General features: G+C 66.9%; 15 protein-coding genes. 9 read left to right on the top strand and 6 right to left on the bottom strand.

Features of this window, described 5'->3' with window-relative positions; translation table 11 throughout:
- The 3 genes from PLE19_13385 to PLE19_13375 form a co-directional block, all read right to left on the bottom strand.
- Nucleotides 1-852: a sugar phosphate isomerase/epimerase family protein gene (locus PLE19_13385; GenBank protein ID HPD15940.1), complete on the bottom strand. Its 852-nt coding sequence runs from the start codon at nucleotides 850-852 to the stop codon at nucleotides 1-3.
- Nucleotides 849-2,027 (bottom strand): PmoA family protein, encoded by a 1,179-nt coding sequence (locus PLE19_13380; protein ID HPD15939.1) that lies wholly within the window; start codon nucleotides 2,025-2,027, stop codon nucleotides 849-851. Before PLE19_13380 ends, PLE19_13385 begins: the two co-directional genes overlap by 4 nt.
- A 123-nt stretch (nucleotides 2,028-2,150) precedes the next feature.
- Nucleotides 2,151-3,020, bottom strand: a complete 870-nt coding sequence (locus PLE19_13375) for a sugar phosphate isomerase/epimerase (GenBank protein ID HPD15938.1) — start codon at nucleotides 3,018-3,020, stop codon at nucleotides 2,151-2,153.
- A 434-nt stretch (nucleotides 3,021-3,454) separates the two neighbouring features.
- Here PLE19_13375 and PLE19_13370 point away from each other — a divergent pair, with 434 nt between their 5' ends.
- Together PLE19_13370 and PLE19_13365 are read left to right on the top strand one after the other, a co-directional pair.
- A complete protein-coding gene (locus PLE19_13370; protein HPD15937.1) occupies nucleotides 3,455-3,844 on the top strand; it encodes a HEPN domain-containing protein in 390 nt (129 codons plus the stop codon).
- A complete protein-coding gene (locus tag PLE19_13365; GenBank protein HPD15936.1) occupies nucleotides 3,820-4,164 on the top strand; it encodes a nucleotidyltransferase domain-containing protein in 345 nt (114 codons plus the stop codon). The genes PLE19_13370 and PLE19_13365 overlap by 25 nt, the downstream gene beginning before the upstream one ends.
- Nucleotides 4,165-4,186: 22 nt before the next feature.
- Here PLE19_13365 and PLE19_13360 read toward each other — a convergent pair whose 3' ends face one another.
- The 3 genes from PLE19_13360 to PLE19_13350 form a co-directional block, all read right to left on the bottom strand.
- On the bottom strand, nucleotides 4,187-4,705 hold the full coding sequence (locus PLE19_13360; GenBank protein HPD15935.1) for a hypothetical protein: 519 nt from the start codon (nucleotides 4,703-4,705) through the stop codon (nucleotides 4,187-4,189).
- On the bottom strand, nucleotides 4,698-5,765 hold the full coding sequence (locus tag PLE19_13355) for a uroporphyrinogen decarboxylase family protein (protein HPD15934.1): 1,068 nt from the start codon (nucleotides 5,763-5,765) through the stop codon (nucleotides 4,698-4,700). Before PLE19_13355 ends, PLE19_13360 begins: the two co-directional genes overlap by 8 nt.
- A gap of 122 nt (nucleotides 5,766-5,887) precedes the next feature.
- The gene (locus PLE19_13350) at nucleotides 5,888-6,577 is read right to left on the bottom strand and encodes a basic secretory protein-like protein (protein HPD15933.1); all 690 of its coding nucleotides are present in this window, start codon (nucleotides 6,575-6,577) and stop codon (nucleotides 5,888-5,890) included.
- A 167-nt stretch (nucleotides 6,578-6,744) separates the two neighbouring features.
- Between PLE19_13350 and PLE19_13345 the strand changes: the two genes are divergently transcribed.
- The 7 genes from PLE19_13345 to PLE19_13315 all read left to right on the top strand — a co-directional run bounded on the left by PLE19_13345 (nucleotide 6,745) and on the right by PLE19_13315 (nucleotide 15,619).
- Complete coding sequence (locus PLE19_13345; GenBank protein ID HPD15932.1) at nucleotides 6,745-7,743, top strand: PmoA family protein; 999 nt, start codon at nucleotides 6,745-6,747, stop codon at nucleotides 7,741-7,743.
- 69 nt (nucleotides 7,744-7,812) lie between these two features.
- A complete protein-coding gene (locus PLE19_13340; GenBank protein ID HPD15931.1) occupies nucleotides 7,813-8,196 on the top strand; it encodes a four helix bundle protein in 384 nt (127 codons plus the stop codon).
- Nucleotides 8,197-8,310: 114 nt separating this feature from the next.
- On the top strand, nucleotides 8,311-10,242 hold the full coding sequence (locus PLE19_13335; GenBank protein ID HPD15930.1) for a hypothetical protein: 1,932 nt from the start codon (nucleotides 8,311-8,313) through the stop codon (nucleotides 10,240-10,242).
- A gap of 309 nt (nucleotides 10,243-10,551) precedes the next feature.
- Nucleotides 10,552-11,892, top strand: coding sequence for an extracellular solute-binding protein (locus tag PLE19_13330; protein HPD15929.1), 1,341 nt, complete (start codon nucleotides 10,552-10,554; stop codon nucleotides 11,890-11,892).
- Nucleotides 11,893-11,959: 67 nt separating this feature from the next.
- Nucleotides 11,960-13,075 carry a sugar ABC transporter permease gene (locus tag PLE19_13325; protein ID HPD15928.1) on the top strand — a complete coding sequence of 372 codons (1,116 nt, stop codon included), beginning with the start codon at nucleotides 11,960-11,962 and terminating at the stop codon, nucleotides 13,073-13,075.
- Nucleotides 13,076-13,119: 44 nt separating this feature from the next.
- Entirely contained in the window at nucleotides 13,120-14,001 is an 882-nt protein-coding gene (locus tag PLE19_13320; protein ID HPD15927.1) for a carbohydrate ABC transporter permease, read from the top strand.
- Nucleotides 14,002-14,011: 10 nt separating this feature from the next.
- The gene (locus PLE19_13315; protein ID HPD15926.1) at nucleotides 14,012-15,619 is read left to right on the top strand and encodes an arylsulfatase; all 1,608 of its coding nucleotides are present in this window, start codon (nucleotides 14,012-14,014) and stop codon (nucleotides 15,617-15,619) included.
- Nucleotides 15,620-15,946 lie beyond the last annotated feature (327 nt).

Genomic DNA, 15,946 nt, shown 5'->3' with positions numbered 1-15,946 from the left:
TCACAGCGCCAGCTTCTCCCACACGGCGCGGCGCTCCTTGAGGAACTCGACCGGGTCGCCCTTGCACGAGGTCTCGAACATCGTGTAGCCGTTGTAGCCGATGCCCTTCAGGAGGTCGAAGAACTCCTTGAAGGGGTAGTTCCCCCCGCAGTCCGTGATGTGCGCGTGCCAGATCCACTTCTTGCACAGGTCGAAGTTGGGCTTGAGCGAGCCGTTCGCGTCGGTCTCGCCGCTGTTCGAGTTCCAGCACAGCCCGACGGCCGGGTGGTCGCAGTATTCCATGATCTTGGCCATGCGGTCGAGGCGCGACGTGCCGCCGCCGTGGCACTCGACGACGATCTTTACGCCCTTCTCCTGGGCCAGGGCGCCGCACTCCCTCACGGCGCCCGCGATCTGGCGCAGCGTGGCGTCCTCGGGCACGTCCTTGCGCAGGCCATTGGGCCGCACCTTCACGCCCCAGGCGCCCACGTCGGCGGCGAGTTGCACGAAGGCGTGGGTCTGCTCGATGTTCCTCTTCACCGTCGCGGGGTCGGCGGCGTGGTATTCGCAGGCCGAACCGAGGGCGACGAGTTTCACCTTTGTCCTGGCGAACGTCTCCCTCACCTTCGCGCGGCCATCGGCATCGAGCTTCGGCTCGACTCCGTGTTTGTGGGTGGTGCGCAGTTCCACGCCTTCCATCCCCGAGTCCTCGCATGCCTTGATGAGCGTGGGCAGGTCCATCTGGGCGCAGACCATATAGGTCACGGTGCCGATGCGGATGCGGGGTTTCTCCTCGGCGGAGAGCGCCACGCCGGCGGCGAGCGAGCCGATGGCAACGCTCTGGGCGAGGAACTCTCGGCGACTGGGCTTCATTGCTCTCTCCTGATCGTGACGGTGGGCGGCGTCGCGAAGTCGGCGGCCAGGCGTTCGGCCAGCGCCTTGTCGGGCTTGCCGTCGTGGATCGCGAGGCGGTACCGCAAGATGAGCGGCTCGCCCTTCCTGATCGTGTAGGCGTCGGGCTGCACGAGCGTGGTGCTGAAGAACGCCATCGAGGGGTGCACGCGAACGCCGTTGGGATAACGGGGGTTCGCGGGATGCTCGATGGCGAGAATGCCGCCCCATCCCTCGGCACCCAAGCGGCCCGTGAAGTCAATCCACTTCGCCCGCGTGGCATTGGCGTCCTTGCGCGTCTTCCCCTCGCTCGTCAACACGTCCACGATCGCGCTCTTCTCGTTCCACTCGTCGCGTCCGCGGAAGCCGAGGCCGCCGTAGTGCAGCTTGCCCAGCACCACCTCCTCGTCTGTCGCGTCGTGGCGCACAGCGAGGTCCACGAGGCGCAGGTTGCTCGGCACAGCGTAAACGCGGGCGATGAGGGTTTCCCTGAGGATCGCCTTGTCGCCGCTGACCAGGTCGTTCTGCGCCGCAAAGCCGGCGAAAACAGGGCCGCTGACCGGCGCCAGGGCTTTGTTGACGAACTTGCCGCGCCCCTCCTGAATCTCCCAGAAGTTGGCCTGGATCGGGCCGGCGTCGGCCTTCACCCAGGCGAACCACACGCCGCGGTGGTGCGCGTGGTCGGGGTGGTAGTCGCCCGTGATGATCTCGCCGCAGGGCGCCCAGAGCGGATGGAAGTAGCCCGCGCGGTCGAACTTGCTCGCCTTGTCGGGGAACTGGGCTACGACCCCGTGGTTATAGCGGAAGATGGGCTTGCCGTCGAGCGCCACGTCCACACACTTCCCTTCCGTGACCTTCGCCGTGGCCGCGGCGGGCACCTGCTCGGTCGTCTTCACCTGGAGATCGAACGTGCGGGTCGAGCCCTTCGGTGTCCTGCCCGGCAGCACGAAGACCAGGCGGCCGCCGTCGCCGTCCCACTGGGCCAGGATCGGCTCGGCCTTCTCCGTGCCCCTCTCCACGAGCAGGAACCGGGCCACGCCCGCCTGCTCCGGCGTGAGGCCGACATCGCCGAGCTTCAGCGCGACCGATACCGGGGTGTCGAGGCGGTCGTAGTCGCCCGACGAAACCACGAGCAGGAGCGCAGCGAGCGCCTTCACTGGGGACCTCCTAGAGCCTAGGGGCACGATGGACAGCATGGACGCTGTGCGCGAGACAGCAAGAAGGCTGCTGGGCCTTGCCCACCAGGTCCACAGAGTCCCCCCTGTCCATCCTGTCCATCATCACACCACCTTCGCCAGGGCCTCGCGCATGGCGGCGAACGAGGCCACGATGCCAGGCATCGGGTTGTTCGCATCCAGTTCGTATTCCAGCGAGAAGGGGCCGGTGAACCCGGTTTCCTTCAGCGCCGTGAAGGTGGCCACCAGGTCAATCGTGCCCTTCCCCACCACCACGTCGTGCTTCTGGGCATTGACGTCCTTGAAGTGGAAGCCGTGGAGGCGTTTGGCCGCGCCGATCTTGCGGGTGGCCTCCACAGGGTCGTCGCCCGAGCGGGCCAGGTGCCCCGTGTCCAGGCACACGCCGAAGCGCGGGTGGTGGCCTTCCAGCGCCTTGAGCATTCCGTCGGCCGTCGTCCAGCGCGAGCCCGGCCCGTGGTTGTGGATGCCGATGTTCACGGGATAGTCGGCCAGCACCTTGTCAATCGCGTCGAAGGCGTCGGGCGCGGGGTCCACCGACACCAGCTCGATCCCCACCTTGGCCGCGAACTCGAGCAGCTTGCGGGCGCCCGCCTCGTCCTTGCCGATGCCGCACACGCCGTAGGCGTTGACCTTGATGTTGGCGTCGGCCAGTTTCGCCTGCGCCGCGGCGAGTTCTTCCGGCTTCATCCCCATCGGGAAATGGGCGGGGAAGAACTCCACGAAGCCGATGCCCGCCTCCTTCATCTTCGCCACGGCCTCGTCGAACTTGAAGGAGCGCAACGAATAGCTCTGAAGCCCGAGCCGCACCTGGAACGGCGCCGCCACGGCCGGCTGTTCGGTCACTCGCAGCCGCTCAGCCCACCGCGTGCAGCCGGCCAGGCTCGCAGCCGCGCCCAGCCCGCCCAACCTCAGCAGTTCACGTCGTGAAACGCCGCTCTTGTTGCGAAGACCCATCATCATCGCTCCTTAGCCTCTCCCCGCGGCCAATCATACCAAACCCGTCGGGGAAAGCCAACTGCCTGGCCGCGCAGTCCGAAAAACCAGACGGCCCGCCGCCATACTTGCTCATCGTCCAGATTAAGCAAGTATGGCGGTTTGGCGATTCGCGGGCTTCTACGGCCTTTCTCCCCATACTTGCTCACTTTCTCCCCCACGAGGTTGAGCAAGTATGGCGCCAGGGCGATACCGTGCCCTCCGTGGCCGTTCCTGGCTGTCTGTACCACTTCCCCCCTCAGAGGTGATACAGATAGGAGGGGCGCACGGCCCTGGTAGCTCCCGGTGACAGCCGCCCGGATCGGGGGCCATGCCCTCCGCGCGCTGGAATTGCATTCCGGCCTGTGGTCACATACAATACGCGCAAGTGGCCCCGCGGGTGAGAGGATCGACGCATGGCTTCTGCCGACCCCGTCAGGCATTGGGTCTCGTCTGCGCGAGAGGAACTCCGCGCCGCCCGAACCATGCTCCGAGGGGGCCACTGGCGGCATGTGGTCTTCCTGTGCCATCTCGCCGTCGAGAAGGCGATCAAGGCGGTGATCCAGAGCAAGTCAGGCAAGCTGCCGCCGAAGGTGCACGACCTGCTGATTCTCCTACGCAAGGCGAGCGTCGATCCGCCAGAGGAACTCAGAGCCTTCATCGGGCAGTTGTCGGGACTGAGCATTCCGACTCGATACCCGGACGACCTGCGCGTTTCGGCGAGCACGTTCAGCGGGGCCTTTGCCACCCGTTGCGCCCAGATGACCAGGAAGGTGCTGAAGTGGTTCGAGCAAGCCGTAAGGTAACAGGCATTGTCGCGCGCTATTCGGACGCCATTTCGCGGCGCGGCATCCGCCCCGAGGCCATCTACCTGTTCGGCTCGCGCGCCCGCGGGCGAGCGGGCGCGGACAGCGACATTGATCTTGTGGTGGTCTCGCGCGCCTTCCGCCGAATGGGTTATCTGAGATCACTGGCCCTGTTGGGCGAAGCCGCGGCAGAGATTCTCGAGCCTATCCAGGCCCTCCCGTACACCCCGTCCGAATTCGCCAGCCCTCTCCGCGGCGGCTTCCTCGAAGCCATCCGCCCCACCTGCGTCCCCGTTCTTCCGCCCATGGCGCGTCGATAGCCGCGCCAAGGCGCCGCGCATCTTAGCCGTCGCTGGTCGGCGGCGCAATCTGATGCCCGGCAACCCTGTCCAGCGCCGAATGCCTGCTCTCCCAGTCCCATCCTTGCGCTCTCTGTCGTTCGATGAACCGGGCGATCAGGGGAGACGCATATCCCCCAGGTGCGGCCAGCTGCTTGACGATGGGGTAGTGTTCGGTCAGCAGCAGCTTCACGAGGCCATGATGGTGTTGGGTGTACGCCCGCCCCGCCAGAGCGCAGCCCCTCGTCACCAACACTTGCGTGCAGTAGCCCAAGACCAGTTCGGCATAGCCGTAGTACATCGCCCACTGCCTGTCTTCGTCCGACCTCTGGTGGTAGACACGCGTAAGGTACTCGGGCCTCCAGAGACGGGCCAGTGACAGGACCTCTGGGTACTCCTTGCGGTAGTCCACCAGCTTGTCATAAAGCTCGCCCACATGTCGGTGTGTCTCGGCCTGAAGACCGAGGCGGAACAGCAACCACGCGACTGCAGCGCCAAGAATCGCGGACAATGCCTCAGTCACTTGCTCTCCCTTCTTGCAGGCATGTCGCTTTTCGGCGACGGTCCACCCCGTATCTCACCCCCTCATCGAGAAACGCGTCTATGTTCTCGAACGGGGTCCCCGCGACGATGCCGTTGCCAGCGGCCAGGCACAGGCCGCCATCGGGACGGTCGAAGGTGTCCACGAGGTAACGGACTTCGGCGCGGACCTGCTCAGGGGTGCCCTCGCGGAGGAGGTGCTGGACGTCGAAGCCGACGAGGAAGGTGAGGCGGTCGCCATACTGGGCGGCGACGGCGCGCTCGTCCATCGTGTGCTTCTGAACCGGGTGGAAGACCTGCACGCCGGCCTCGATGAGGTCGTCGAGGGCCTCGGTGTTGTTGCCGCAACTGTGGAGCCAGAAGTGCATGCGGGCGGCTCGGCAGGCGGCGCCGACGCGGGCGTAGTAGGGCTTGAGGAACTCGCGGAAGTGGGCGGGCTTCATCATGAGCTGCCGCTGGTTGCCCAAGTCGTCGCTCGTCCAGAAGCCGTCGGGGCGGAACTCCCGCGCCGCCCGCTCGATGTAGCCGACGTAGAGGCGGCACAACGCGTCGTGCAGCCGGTGGATGCGCTCGGGCTCGAGGTAGTAGTCGGTCATCAGGTTGGCCATGCCGCGCAGGCCCCAAGGGCGCTCGAAGAAGAGGCCCCACCAACCGAAGAGCAGGTAGCGGCCCGCGGCGCGGGCACGCTCGACATGCGGGCGCAACTCGTCGAAGACGGGCGACGCCGCGGGGTCGGGCATCCTGGCGATGAACTCGTCGAGATGGCTCCAGTCCCACAGCGGGCCGCCGGCGTCGTGGCCCTTCTTCACGCCTGCATTCTCACCGAGCCACGAGAGGCCCATCTTGCCCACGTCGAGCGGGCTGAACATCACCATCGCGGCGTCGTGGGGATAGCGGTCGAAGTGCTGGAGGCGCTCGCCGTACTGCTCCCAGAGGCCCTCGCCCCACCACTTGGCCATGACGAGCGGGATCCGGCGGGGGCCTTTGCGCTCCACCGCCTTGATCACTTCCTCCCGAGGCAGCGGCTCGAAGAGATCGGCCATGCGCTCTTCTCCATCTGTCGTAGCCGCGAGCGTCGGGAGCCCATTGCTGGCAATGGGCGCTGCGCCGCTTCTCGGCGCTTCGACAAGCGGGTCGCTTGTCGCTACGGGTGTCGCGGCGGGGGCTACTTCTTGGCAAGCGACTCGAGGAACTCGGCCCACAGGCCGTCGAGCGGCTTGCCTGCGTACTCCTGGAACAACTCCGGCTTGTAGCGCCCATTGCGCACGGCGTCGTTCAGGCGGTTGACAAACGTCTTGTCCTTCGTGCGCACGATCCAGTCGAAGAAGGCGGCGGTGACCTGATAGCCGTTTGTGTAATGAGCTCGGGCGGGGTTGACGCGCGGGCGGCGGTTCGGCGGCTCGTAGTTGAACCAGCGGACCCAGTCGGCGATGCCCTCGGTCACCCAGCCGGGCACGCGCTGGCGGCCGTAGGCCTGCACCACATGGCACAGCTCGTGGATCACGGCGCCGTAGTCGTCGGGGTGCTGCTGGAACCAGCCCTGCATGCACGTGATCGTGGTGCCCGAGGTGGCGGCGATGCCCTTGTCCTGCTTGAACACCAGGCGCACCTTCGTGGGCGGCGTGAAGCCGGGCGCGCCGAGGTGCTCCAGGATCATGGCGTAGTTCTTTTCGCAGAGCGCTCGCGCCTCGGCCGCCCACTGGGCCATGTCGGGCGCCTCCGAGGTGTCCACCGTCATCTCCAGCTTCGGGGCCGCGGGCGGCCGCGCCTTCTCGGCGTCGCCTCCTGCCGCCAGCGTAACGCACGCGACGAGCGCCGCCGAGCACACGAGCACGCGAGCCGAGCCTGGCACCATGGCTTCCTTCCTCTCCAGGGTCCGTGGAAACGACGTCGATGGCCGCATTCTACACGGCTTGCGGCGGCGCGTCCAGCGCCAACCGCAGGCGCGCTTGACAGGGCCGCTCGTTTCGGGCAGACTACCTGCGTCTTGGACGGCACGACGTTTTCCCAGGAGGCCCTGCGATGCGTACACCTGTGTGGTGCCTGCTGGCGCTTGCGGCCGCGAGCGCCTTGGGCAGCGAGGCAGCCGGCGTGCAACTGAAGCAGACGGACGACGCCCTCGAGATCACCCTGGACGGCAAGCCGTTCACCACCTATCGCTTCGCGCCCAAGCCCTCGATGAACCAGCGAATCCTGCGCCCCTGCTTCTACCCCGTGTTCGGCCCGAACCAGACCCAGATGATGCGCCACTACCCCCTCGCCGAGGGCGACCCGAAGGAGACCAAGCCCGACCATCCGCACCACACGAGCCTGTGGGTGGCCTACGGCGCGGTGAACGGCGTAGACAACTGGTCGAACGCAGCCAAGGCGGGCTGGCAGATCCACAAGAGCTTCGAGGCCGTCGAGAGCGGCGCCGAGATGGGCCTCTTCCGCGAAACCCTCGACTGGACCGACGCCGAGAAGAAGCCCATACTGGCCGAGGTGCGCACCGTGCGCATCCCGCGCCCGAGGGACGACACCTATCGCGTCCTCGACCTGGAGATCACTCTCCAGGCGAAGTACGGCCAGGTGGTCTTCGGCGACACCAAGGAAGGCGGCATGTGTTCGACCCGCATGCGCACGGAGTTCCGCGCCGACAAGGACGGCAAGAACGGCCGGCTCGTGAACTCCAACGGCGACGAGGGCAATGCCTCGTGGGGCAAGCGCGCCCTGTGGGTGGACGCCTCCGGCGAGGTGGACGGCAAACGCTACGGCTACGCCATCTTCGACCACCCCTCGAACCTCCGGCACAAGATGCAGGGCCAGCCCGACGGCGTCTACTGGCACTCGCGCACCTACGGCTTGCTCGGCTCGAACCCCTTCGCCATCCAGAGCTTCGACAAGAAGAACCCCGAGAAGGGCACCTACACCCTCGACGAGGGCAAGGAACTCACCCTGCGCTACCGCGTGCTCTTCCATGTGGGGGATGAGAAGGAGGGGAAGGTGGCGGAGCGGTATGCGGCCTACGCCGAGGGGAAGTAGCTGCAAGCTACAAGCTGCAAGCTGCAAGCTGCAAGCTGGAGATGGGTCCGCCGCTCAAGAGGACAGATCGTGGGCAAGGATTACCGCAGGAACAAGGCGTGGCAGAAGTCCGATGCCTTTGCGATCGCCGTGTACGCGGCCACGCGCACATTTCCGCGCGATGAGCAGTACGGGCTGACCTCGCAGGTTCGGCGTGCGGCCCTCTCGGCCCCGACGAATATCGTCGAGGGGAGTGGGAGGCGCACGCAACGGGACTACCTGCTGTTCCTGAACCGTGCCGAAGCATCCATCGAGGAGGCAGGGTACTTGCTCGACTTCGCTCATCGTCTCGGCTACCTTCCGACAGACAAGGCCGCCGAGCTTGCTGCTGCAAAGGAGGAGGCGGCCAGAGTCCTCACTGGCCTCATTGCGAGGATCACGGGTGACCTCGAGAGAGATGGCAGCCGAAGGTGAACGGGGGTGTCGGCTCGCATCCAGCGAGCCCTTTCGCACCCTCGGTCTCTCTGTTCGGAGCTTGCCGCTTGTAGCTTGTGGCTTGTGGCTTCGGGCGATGGTTAGGACTTGGCAATGAACGAAATCCTCGGCCTTCATTACGTCATCTGGCTCGTGCTCGTCCTCTACTTCGCCGGCATGCTGGCCCTCGGCTGGTGGAGCAAGCGCGAGGCGAAGGGGCGCGAGGGCTTCCTCATGGGCAAACGCCAGTTCGGCGTGCCCATGATGATCATGCACGCCTTCGGCGCCGGCACCCACCCCGGCGACGTGACCGGCGTGATGAGCGCCACCGTGAAGTCGGGCGCCTCGGGCATCTGGGTGTCGTGGATGTGGATGTTCGGCACCCCCTTCTACTGGCTCATCGCGCCGATCATCCGCCGCATGCGCTGCCTGACGCTCGCCGACTACTTCGAGGAGCGGTTCGGCAAGGCGGCCACGATCCTCTACGTCGTCATGGCCACCGTGGGCATGACCGTGGCCACGGCCAGCATGCTGCTGGCCACCGCGCGCACGGTGCAGGGGATGATGGGCAAGGCCGAAGTGACTGAGGCCAAGCCGACGCCCGGCGCACCGGCCGCGGCCGCCCCGGCGGCCGCACCCGCGGGGGCCGCCGCCGAAAAGGCGCCCGCGTGGGCCGCCCGCGGCGTGCCGAAGCGCGAGGCCGACATGTGGTTCTACGGCATCCTCCTCACCACCACCGCCGTCTTCATCGTCTACAGCTACTGGGGCGGCATCATCGCCGCGATTCGCACGGACTTCGTGCAGGGGCTGATGATCATCGCGCTCTCGTTCCTCGCCATCCCGGCCGCGCTCGCGCTCCCCCAGGTGGGCGGCTGGTCGGGCGCGGTGAAAGCCCTCTCCGAGCGCAGCACGGCGCAACTGGACTATCTGAGCCTCTTCGACCTCAAGACCTTCTCGCTGGCCACGGTGCTGCTGCTGTGCATCAACTCGCCCATCTCGATGCTGGCCCAGCCCCACCTGATGACCGTGTGCGGCGCGGGCAAGACCGAGTGGGAGGGCCGCATGGGCTTCACCTACGGCAACGTGCTCAAGCGCATCTGCACCATGGGCTGGTGCATCCTGGCGCTCTGCTGGCTCGTGTTCCTCTTCCGCACGGGCGAGCGCGTGCAGCCCGACGCGGCCTTCGGCGACTCGGTGCGGGCGCTCCTCAGCCCCGTGCTCCAGGGGCTGATGCTCGCCTGCGTGATGGCCGCGGGAATGTCCACCGGCTCGGCCATCCAGGTGACGGTGGCCGGGCTGTTCTCCCAGAGCATCTACCGGCGCTACATCCGCCCCCACGCGGGCGACGACCAGTGCGTGCAGGTCACCAAGCTCGCAGGCCTGGCCATCATCGCGGCCGCCACGGGCATGGCCATCTACCTGCGCCACAGCGTGGTCGGCGCCATCCTCGACTACGTCAACATCATGTCCTTCATCGGCATCGCCTCGGCCATGGGCATCCTGTGGCGGCGCATGAACGCCGGCGGCGTCTTCGGCTGCATCCTCCTGGCCGCCGCCTCGTTCCTCTTCACCCGCCACCTCCTCGGATGGAGCCAGGAGGGCCTCGTGCAGGCCGGCCTGCTCACCGTGGCCGACGGGGCACGCTCCTGGACCGCCGACGGCGCGCTCTTCCAGCGTCTCACGGCCCAGGGCCTCCTCGACTGGGCGAAGGACAGCGGGGGCCGGGACGTTCTGGTGTGCAGCCGGTTTGTGGTCACGGCTTTGCCGCTGCTCACGGGCTTCGTGGGCGGCGTCGTGGGCAGTCTGCTCACGCGGCGGCCCAAGGCCGAGGCCGTGGACGCCTTCCTGAAGAGGATCTACACCCCCATCGGCCAGGAGGCGAACCTGGAGCTGCCCCTCGACCAGGCCGTGCCGCCCGAGAAGCGTCTGTGCACAGCCGGCGGGCTCTTCCTCGTCAAGCCCTCCACCCAGTCGTGGGTCGGCTTCCTCGTCACCCTGGCTATCTGCCTGGGGCTGGTCGGGCTGATGCTCGTGCTGCTCAGGTAGAGAGCGCCCCACGCCTCCCAGGCAGCCCCGCCGCGGGAGGGGGCTCGCAGGCGTGGTGGACTCTACGGACGGGATGGCCGCGATGGACGGGACGGACCGAGGAGGGACCGGAGCCTTGTCTACCACGTCCATAGGGTCCGTTCACGTCGTGTCCGCTCCCGCCCGGCTCCGTGCGCAGCCTGTGCGCCGCGCTCGGAGCCGCCCTGAGCACGATGGCCGCGCCGCTGCGTCGCAAGGCTTCCTTGACCCGCCGACGCCGCCGGGCTAGAATGCCCGCGGGAGCCGGGGCATTGCAGTCAGGCGGTCCTGATGAAATACGTCTTCGCCGGCGCCTTTGCGGTTCTCGCCCTGCTCTCGGGCGTGGCGTGGCTGCTCCAGCCGCGCCTGGCCGAGGAGGGCAAGACGCCGCTCGTGTGGATCAGCGACGACAACCCCGCGCGCCGCGAGCAGATCGCCGTCTTCAACCAGCTTCATCCCCAGTACGCCCTCCGCCTCGACCCCTCCAACGTCGGCATGCAGAAGGTCATCGTGCAGTGCATCGGCGGCGTGGGACCCGACCTCTTCGACTGCTACGACGGCTTCCAGCTCTCCGCCTACGTCAAGAGCGGCATCGCGATGGACGTGACGGACGAACTGGCGGCGGCCGGCATCAGCGTCGAGAGGGATTGCTGGGCCGCCGCCCACCCCAACTGCCTCTACGAGGGACGCACCTACGGCTTCCCCACCAATGCCTCGGTGAACGCCCTCTGGATCAACAAGGACCTCTTCGACCGCCACGGCATCCCCTATCCCAAGGGGCCGTGGACGTGGGACGACTTCATCCCCCTGGCGCAGAAGCTCACGGTCCGGGGCGCGAGCGGCCGCATCGAGCACTTCGGGTTCATGATGGACTGGTGGAACTGGCGCCACTTCTGCCTCCAGTGGGGCGGGCGCGTCTACACCCCCGACGGCACCCGCTGCACCCTCGACAGCCCCGAGAACATCGCGGCCGTCCAGCTCATGCAGGACCTCGTCTACAAGCATCACGTCGCGCCGAACCCCGTCGAGGAGGCGGCCATCGCCACCGCGGGCGGCTGGGGCTCGGGCACCATCACCTGGTTCGGCGGCGGCAAGGCCGCCATGGCCCTCGGCGGACGCTGGTGGCTGTGCACCCTGCGCAACTACGAGGGGCTGCGCCTGGGCGCCGTCGAGTGCCCCCACGGGCCCCAACGCGTCTTCCGCGGCTATGGCCGCTCGACCCTCGTGAACCGCAACAGTCCCCGCCGCGCCGAGGCCGTCGCCTTCCTCAAGTACCTGGCCGGCAAGGAATACAACGAGCTGATCAACCGCCAGGCCGACGCCCTCGCACCCGTCATCCGCTACTGCTACACCGACCTCTATCTCCACGACCCCCAGTTCCCGAATGAGGACTTCAATGCGGTGTGGCGCGACATCATGCAGTACGGCCTCCCCGACGAGGTGAGCCCGTTCGTCAACGGCAACGCCGCCGGCCGCATCATCGCCAAGCAGCTCGACCTGGTGAAGAACGGCACCAAACCCGCCGCCGACGCCCTGCGCACCGCGGCACGCCAGATCAACGAGGAGATCGAGAAGACCGTTCGGCGCGACCCTGAGTTGCGCGAGCGCTACGAGGCGCTGACGCGCAAGTGACCGGCCACGAGAAGACCTCTCGCAGGTTGCCAACCTGCGCGAGATTGCGGCAGGGGAACGGAGGCACGTGAAAGCCACGAGCGGACACCAGCGCGACTTCTGGCCGGCGATGGGCTTCCTCATGCCCAATCTCCTCGGCTTCCTCGTCTTCACCGCCGGGCCGGTGCTCTTCTCGCTCGCCATCGCGTTCACCAACTGGGACCTCCAGCGCACCGTGCCCTTCGGCTGGATCGGCCTGCGGAACTTCGCCGAGCTCTTCGGCGACCAGCAGTTCTGGCTCTATTTCCTCAACACTGTGTACCTGATGATGGGGCTGCCGTTCGCCATCGCGGGGTCGCTGCTCCTCGCCTTGCTGCTCAGCCAGAACCTGCGCGGCATCGTGGTCTACCGCACGCTCTTCTACCTGCCCACCTTCACCAGCGGCGTGGCGCTGATGATCCTGTGGAAGGCGCTGTACAACCCCGACTTCGGCCCCATCAACGCCGCGATCAACGCCGTCCTCGGCGCGGTGGGCCTCCGGAACGTCCAGGCCCCCGTGTGGCTGCTCTCGACCAAGAACATCTTCGGCCTCGCCGTGGTGGTCGCCGTGGGGCTCGGGCTGCTGGGCGCGGGCAGATTGCTTCGCGCGTTCGTGCGGGTGCCGGCCCGGGCCGCTCTCGCGGGCGCCGCGTGCGCCTTCGTGCTGTTCCTCGTCGTCTGGCCGTGGGCCAGAGGTCTCGAGGTCGAAACGGTGGGCCTCCGCCGCGAGCAGTGGGGCCTGGGCGCGCGCGACGCGATCATCCTCATGGGCGTCTGGATCGCCATCGGCGGCAACAACATGCTCCTCTACCTCGCCGCCCTGTCCAACGTGCCTCAGGAGCTCTATGAGGCCGCGCAGATTGACGGCGCGGGGCGCTGGGCCACCTTCTGGAACGTCACCTGGCCCCAGCTCGCGCCGACCACGTTTTTCATCGTCGTCATGAGCTTCATCGGCGGGCTCCAGGGCGGCTTCGAGCAGGCCCGCGTGATGACCTACGGCGGCCCGGCCGGCACCACCACCACGCTCGTCTATCACATCTACACCAAGGCGTTCGAGGAGTTCCAGATGGGCTACGCCTCGGCCATCTCCTGGGTGCTCTTCACCATCATCTTCACCGTCACACTCGTCAACTGGAAATTCGGGGCCAAGGAACTGAGCTATTAGACCGCGAATCGCGCGAATCGGCGCGAATGGGAGAGAACGGACGCATGGGTAAGGTAGGGCGTGCCTGCGTGCACGCGGAACTCTCGGCTCCCTCCGCCTGGCGCCGCTGGTGGTTTCGCCGCGGCCGCTTCGGCGCGAGCCACGCGATGCTCGGCCTCATCGCCGCCACCATGCTCGTGCCCTTCCTCTGGATGGTCCTCGCCAGCTTCAAGCCGCTCGCCGAGGTCGAGCAGCTCAACCCCTTCCCCACCAAGTGGCTCCCCAGCAACTACCCCAAGGTCTTCGAGCAGATTCCGTTCGGCCGCTATTACTTCAACAGCCTGTTCGTGGCCGCGTGGGTCACGTTTCTCCAGTGCCTCACCAGCTCGATGGCGGCCTATGCCTTCGCGCGCCTCAGGTGGCGGGGCCGCGACCACGTGTTCCGCCTCTACCTCGCCACGCTGATGATCCCCGGCGTGGTGACCATGATCCCGAATTACGCGCTGATGGTGAAGCTGGGCCTGCTCGACTCGTACGCCGGGCTGATCGTGCCGGCCGCCTTCAGCGCCTTCGGCACCTTCCTGCTCCGCCAGTTCATGCTCACCATTCCGCCCTCGCTCGACGAGGCCGCGGCCATGGACGGCGCGAGCCACTGGCAGGTCTTCTGGGACGTGATTCTGCCCCTGGCCCGCCCGGGCCTCATCACCCTGGGCATCTTCACGTTCCTGGGCAACTACGGCTCGTTCTTCTGGCCGCTGATTCTCATCAAGAGCGAGCACCTGCGCACCCTGCCCATCGGCATGTTGTACTTCGACACCATGTATGGCCGCCAGACCAACCTCATCATGGCCGCGAGCGTCATGAACATCATCCCCCTGATCCTCCTCTTCATCGTCTCCCAGAAGTTCATCGTCAAGGGCATCCAGCTTGGCGCCGTGAAAGGATAGGAGGAGACTCATGCCACGTGGAATGAGCCGGCGCGGGTTCCTGGGCGCACTCGCAGCTTCTTGCCACCTCCTCAGGAACGTGCCGGTCAGTGCCGCGCCGGCGAGGCGGCCGAATATCATTATCATCCTCGCCGACGACATGGGCTTCTCCGACATCGGCTGCTACGGCAGCGAGATCGCCACACCCCACCTCGATGCCCTGGCCAAGGGCGGCCTCCGCTTCACCCAGTTCTACAACACCCCCCGCTGCTGCCCGTCGCGGGCCACGCTCCTCACCGGCCTCTACCCCCACCAGGCCGGCGTCGGCCACATGGTCGGCGACTACGGCGTGCCCGGCTACCGCGGCTTCCTCAACGACCGCTGCGTGACCATCGCCGAGGCCCTCAAGCCCGCAGGCTACACCACGCTCATGGTCGGCAAGTGGCACATCGGCGAGCAGCGCCCCCACTGGCCCGTGGACCGCGGCTTCCAGCGCTACTACGGCCTCGTCAGCGGCAGCTCCAACTACTGGAAGATTGACCAGGGCCGCCTCTTCGCCGAGGACGACAAGCAGACAGACCCCGACGAGAAGGGCTTCTACGCCACCGACGCCTTCGGCAACAAGGCCATCGAATACGTAGAACGGTTCGGCCGCGGCGACAAGCCCTTCTTCCTCTACCTCGCCTTCACCGCCCCCCACTGGCCCCTCCACGCCTGGCCCGACGACATTGCGAGATACAAAGGCCACTACCTGAAGGGCTGGGACAAGCTCCGCGAGGAGCGCCACCGCCGCCAGATCGAAATGGGGATCTTGGACGCCAAGTGGGCGCTGACGCCCCGCGACAAGGCGGCCCCCGCCTGGGACGACGTGGCCGACAAGGAGATGTGGGACCTGCGCATGGCCGTCTACGCTGCGCAGGTGGACCGCATGGACCAGAACATCGGCAAGCTGGTGGCCAAGCTCCGCGAGCTGGGCAAGCTCGACAACACCCTCATCCTGTTCCTGACCGACAACGGCGGCTGCGCCGAGGCCGTTGACCGCGGCAAGCCGGGCGTCCCCCCCGGCGGCGTGGACTCCTTCCTCAGCTACCACCTGCCCTGGGCCAACGCCAGCAACACCCCCTTCCGCCTCTACAAGCACTGGACCCACGAGGGCGGCATCGCCTCGCCCCTCGTCGTCCACTGGCCCGCCGTCATCAAGAACGGCGGCACGTTGACCCATCAGGTGGGCCACACGATTGACCTTATGCCCACCTGCCTTGATGTTGCCGGCGCCGAATATCCCAAGACCTTCAACGGCAAGGAGATTCAGCCCCTGGAGGGCAGGAGCCTGCTGCCCGCGTTCGAGAATGTGGGCGGGGCCTCCGTGCCCCGCGTCCTCTTCTGGGAGCACGAGGGCAATCGCGCCGTGCGCCAGGGCAAGTGGAAACTCGTCTCTAAGCACCCCGGCGGCTGGGAACTCTACGACCTGGAGGCCGACCGCACCGAACTCCACGACCTCGCCGCCGCCAACCCCGACAAGGTGAAGGAACTCTCCGACCTCTACGACGCCTGGGCCAAGCGCGCCAGTGTCGAGCCGTGGCCCGTGCGTCGCGCCGGCGCCGAGAAGGGCGGCAAGGCGGGCAAGGCACAGAAGTAGAGAGCGAGCGCAACCCGCCTCCGCAACCAACCGCCTTCCCGCCCCTGAGGAAGCGCCCGTTCGCCCCTCATTCCTGCCGAAGCGCTATTGCCAGCCGACAGTTGACATTCTTAGCTCATCAGGGCTTGGTGATCCTGGCGTGGCAACCGCCGGACATCGTGGGACGCGGGCGGCAGCGACGGCGGGATCTCACCATAACCCTCTATGCCTCAACGCCTTACGCTTTCCGGCCATTCCCGCTCCCATACTTGCTCATCGCGCAGATGAGCGAATATGGCCGGAACCGCGAGAATCGCCCATTCTCGCCCATCTACCCATGCTGTATCA

It is taken from the genome of Planctomycetota bacterium (assembly GCA_035384565.1).
Classification (GTDB): Bacteria; Planctomycetota; PUPC01; order DSUN01; family DSUN01; genus DAOOIT01.
Note: the sequence above shows the minus strand (reverse complement) of the source record. Positions and strands in the feature narration are given on the sequence as shown.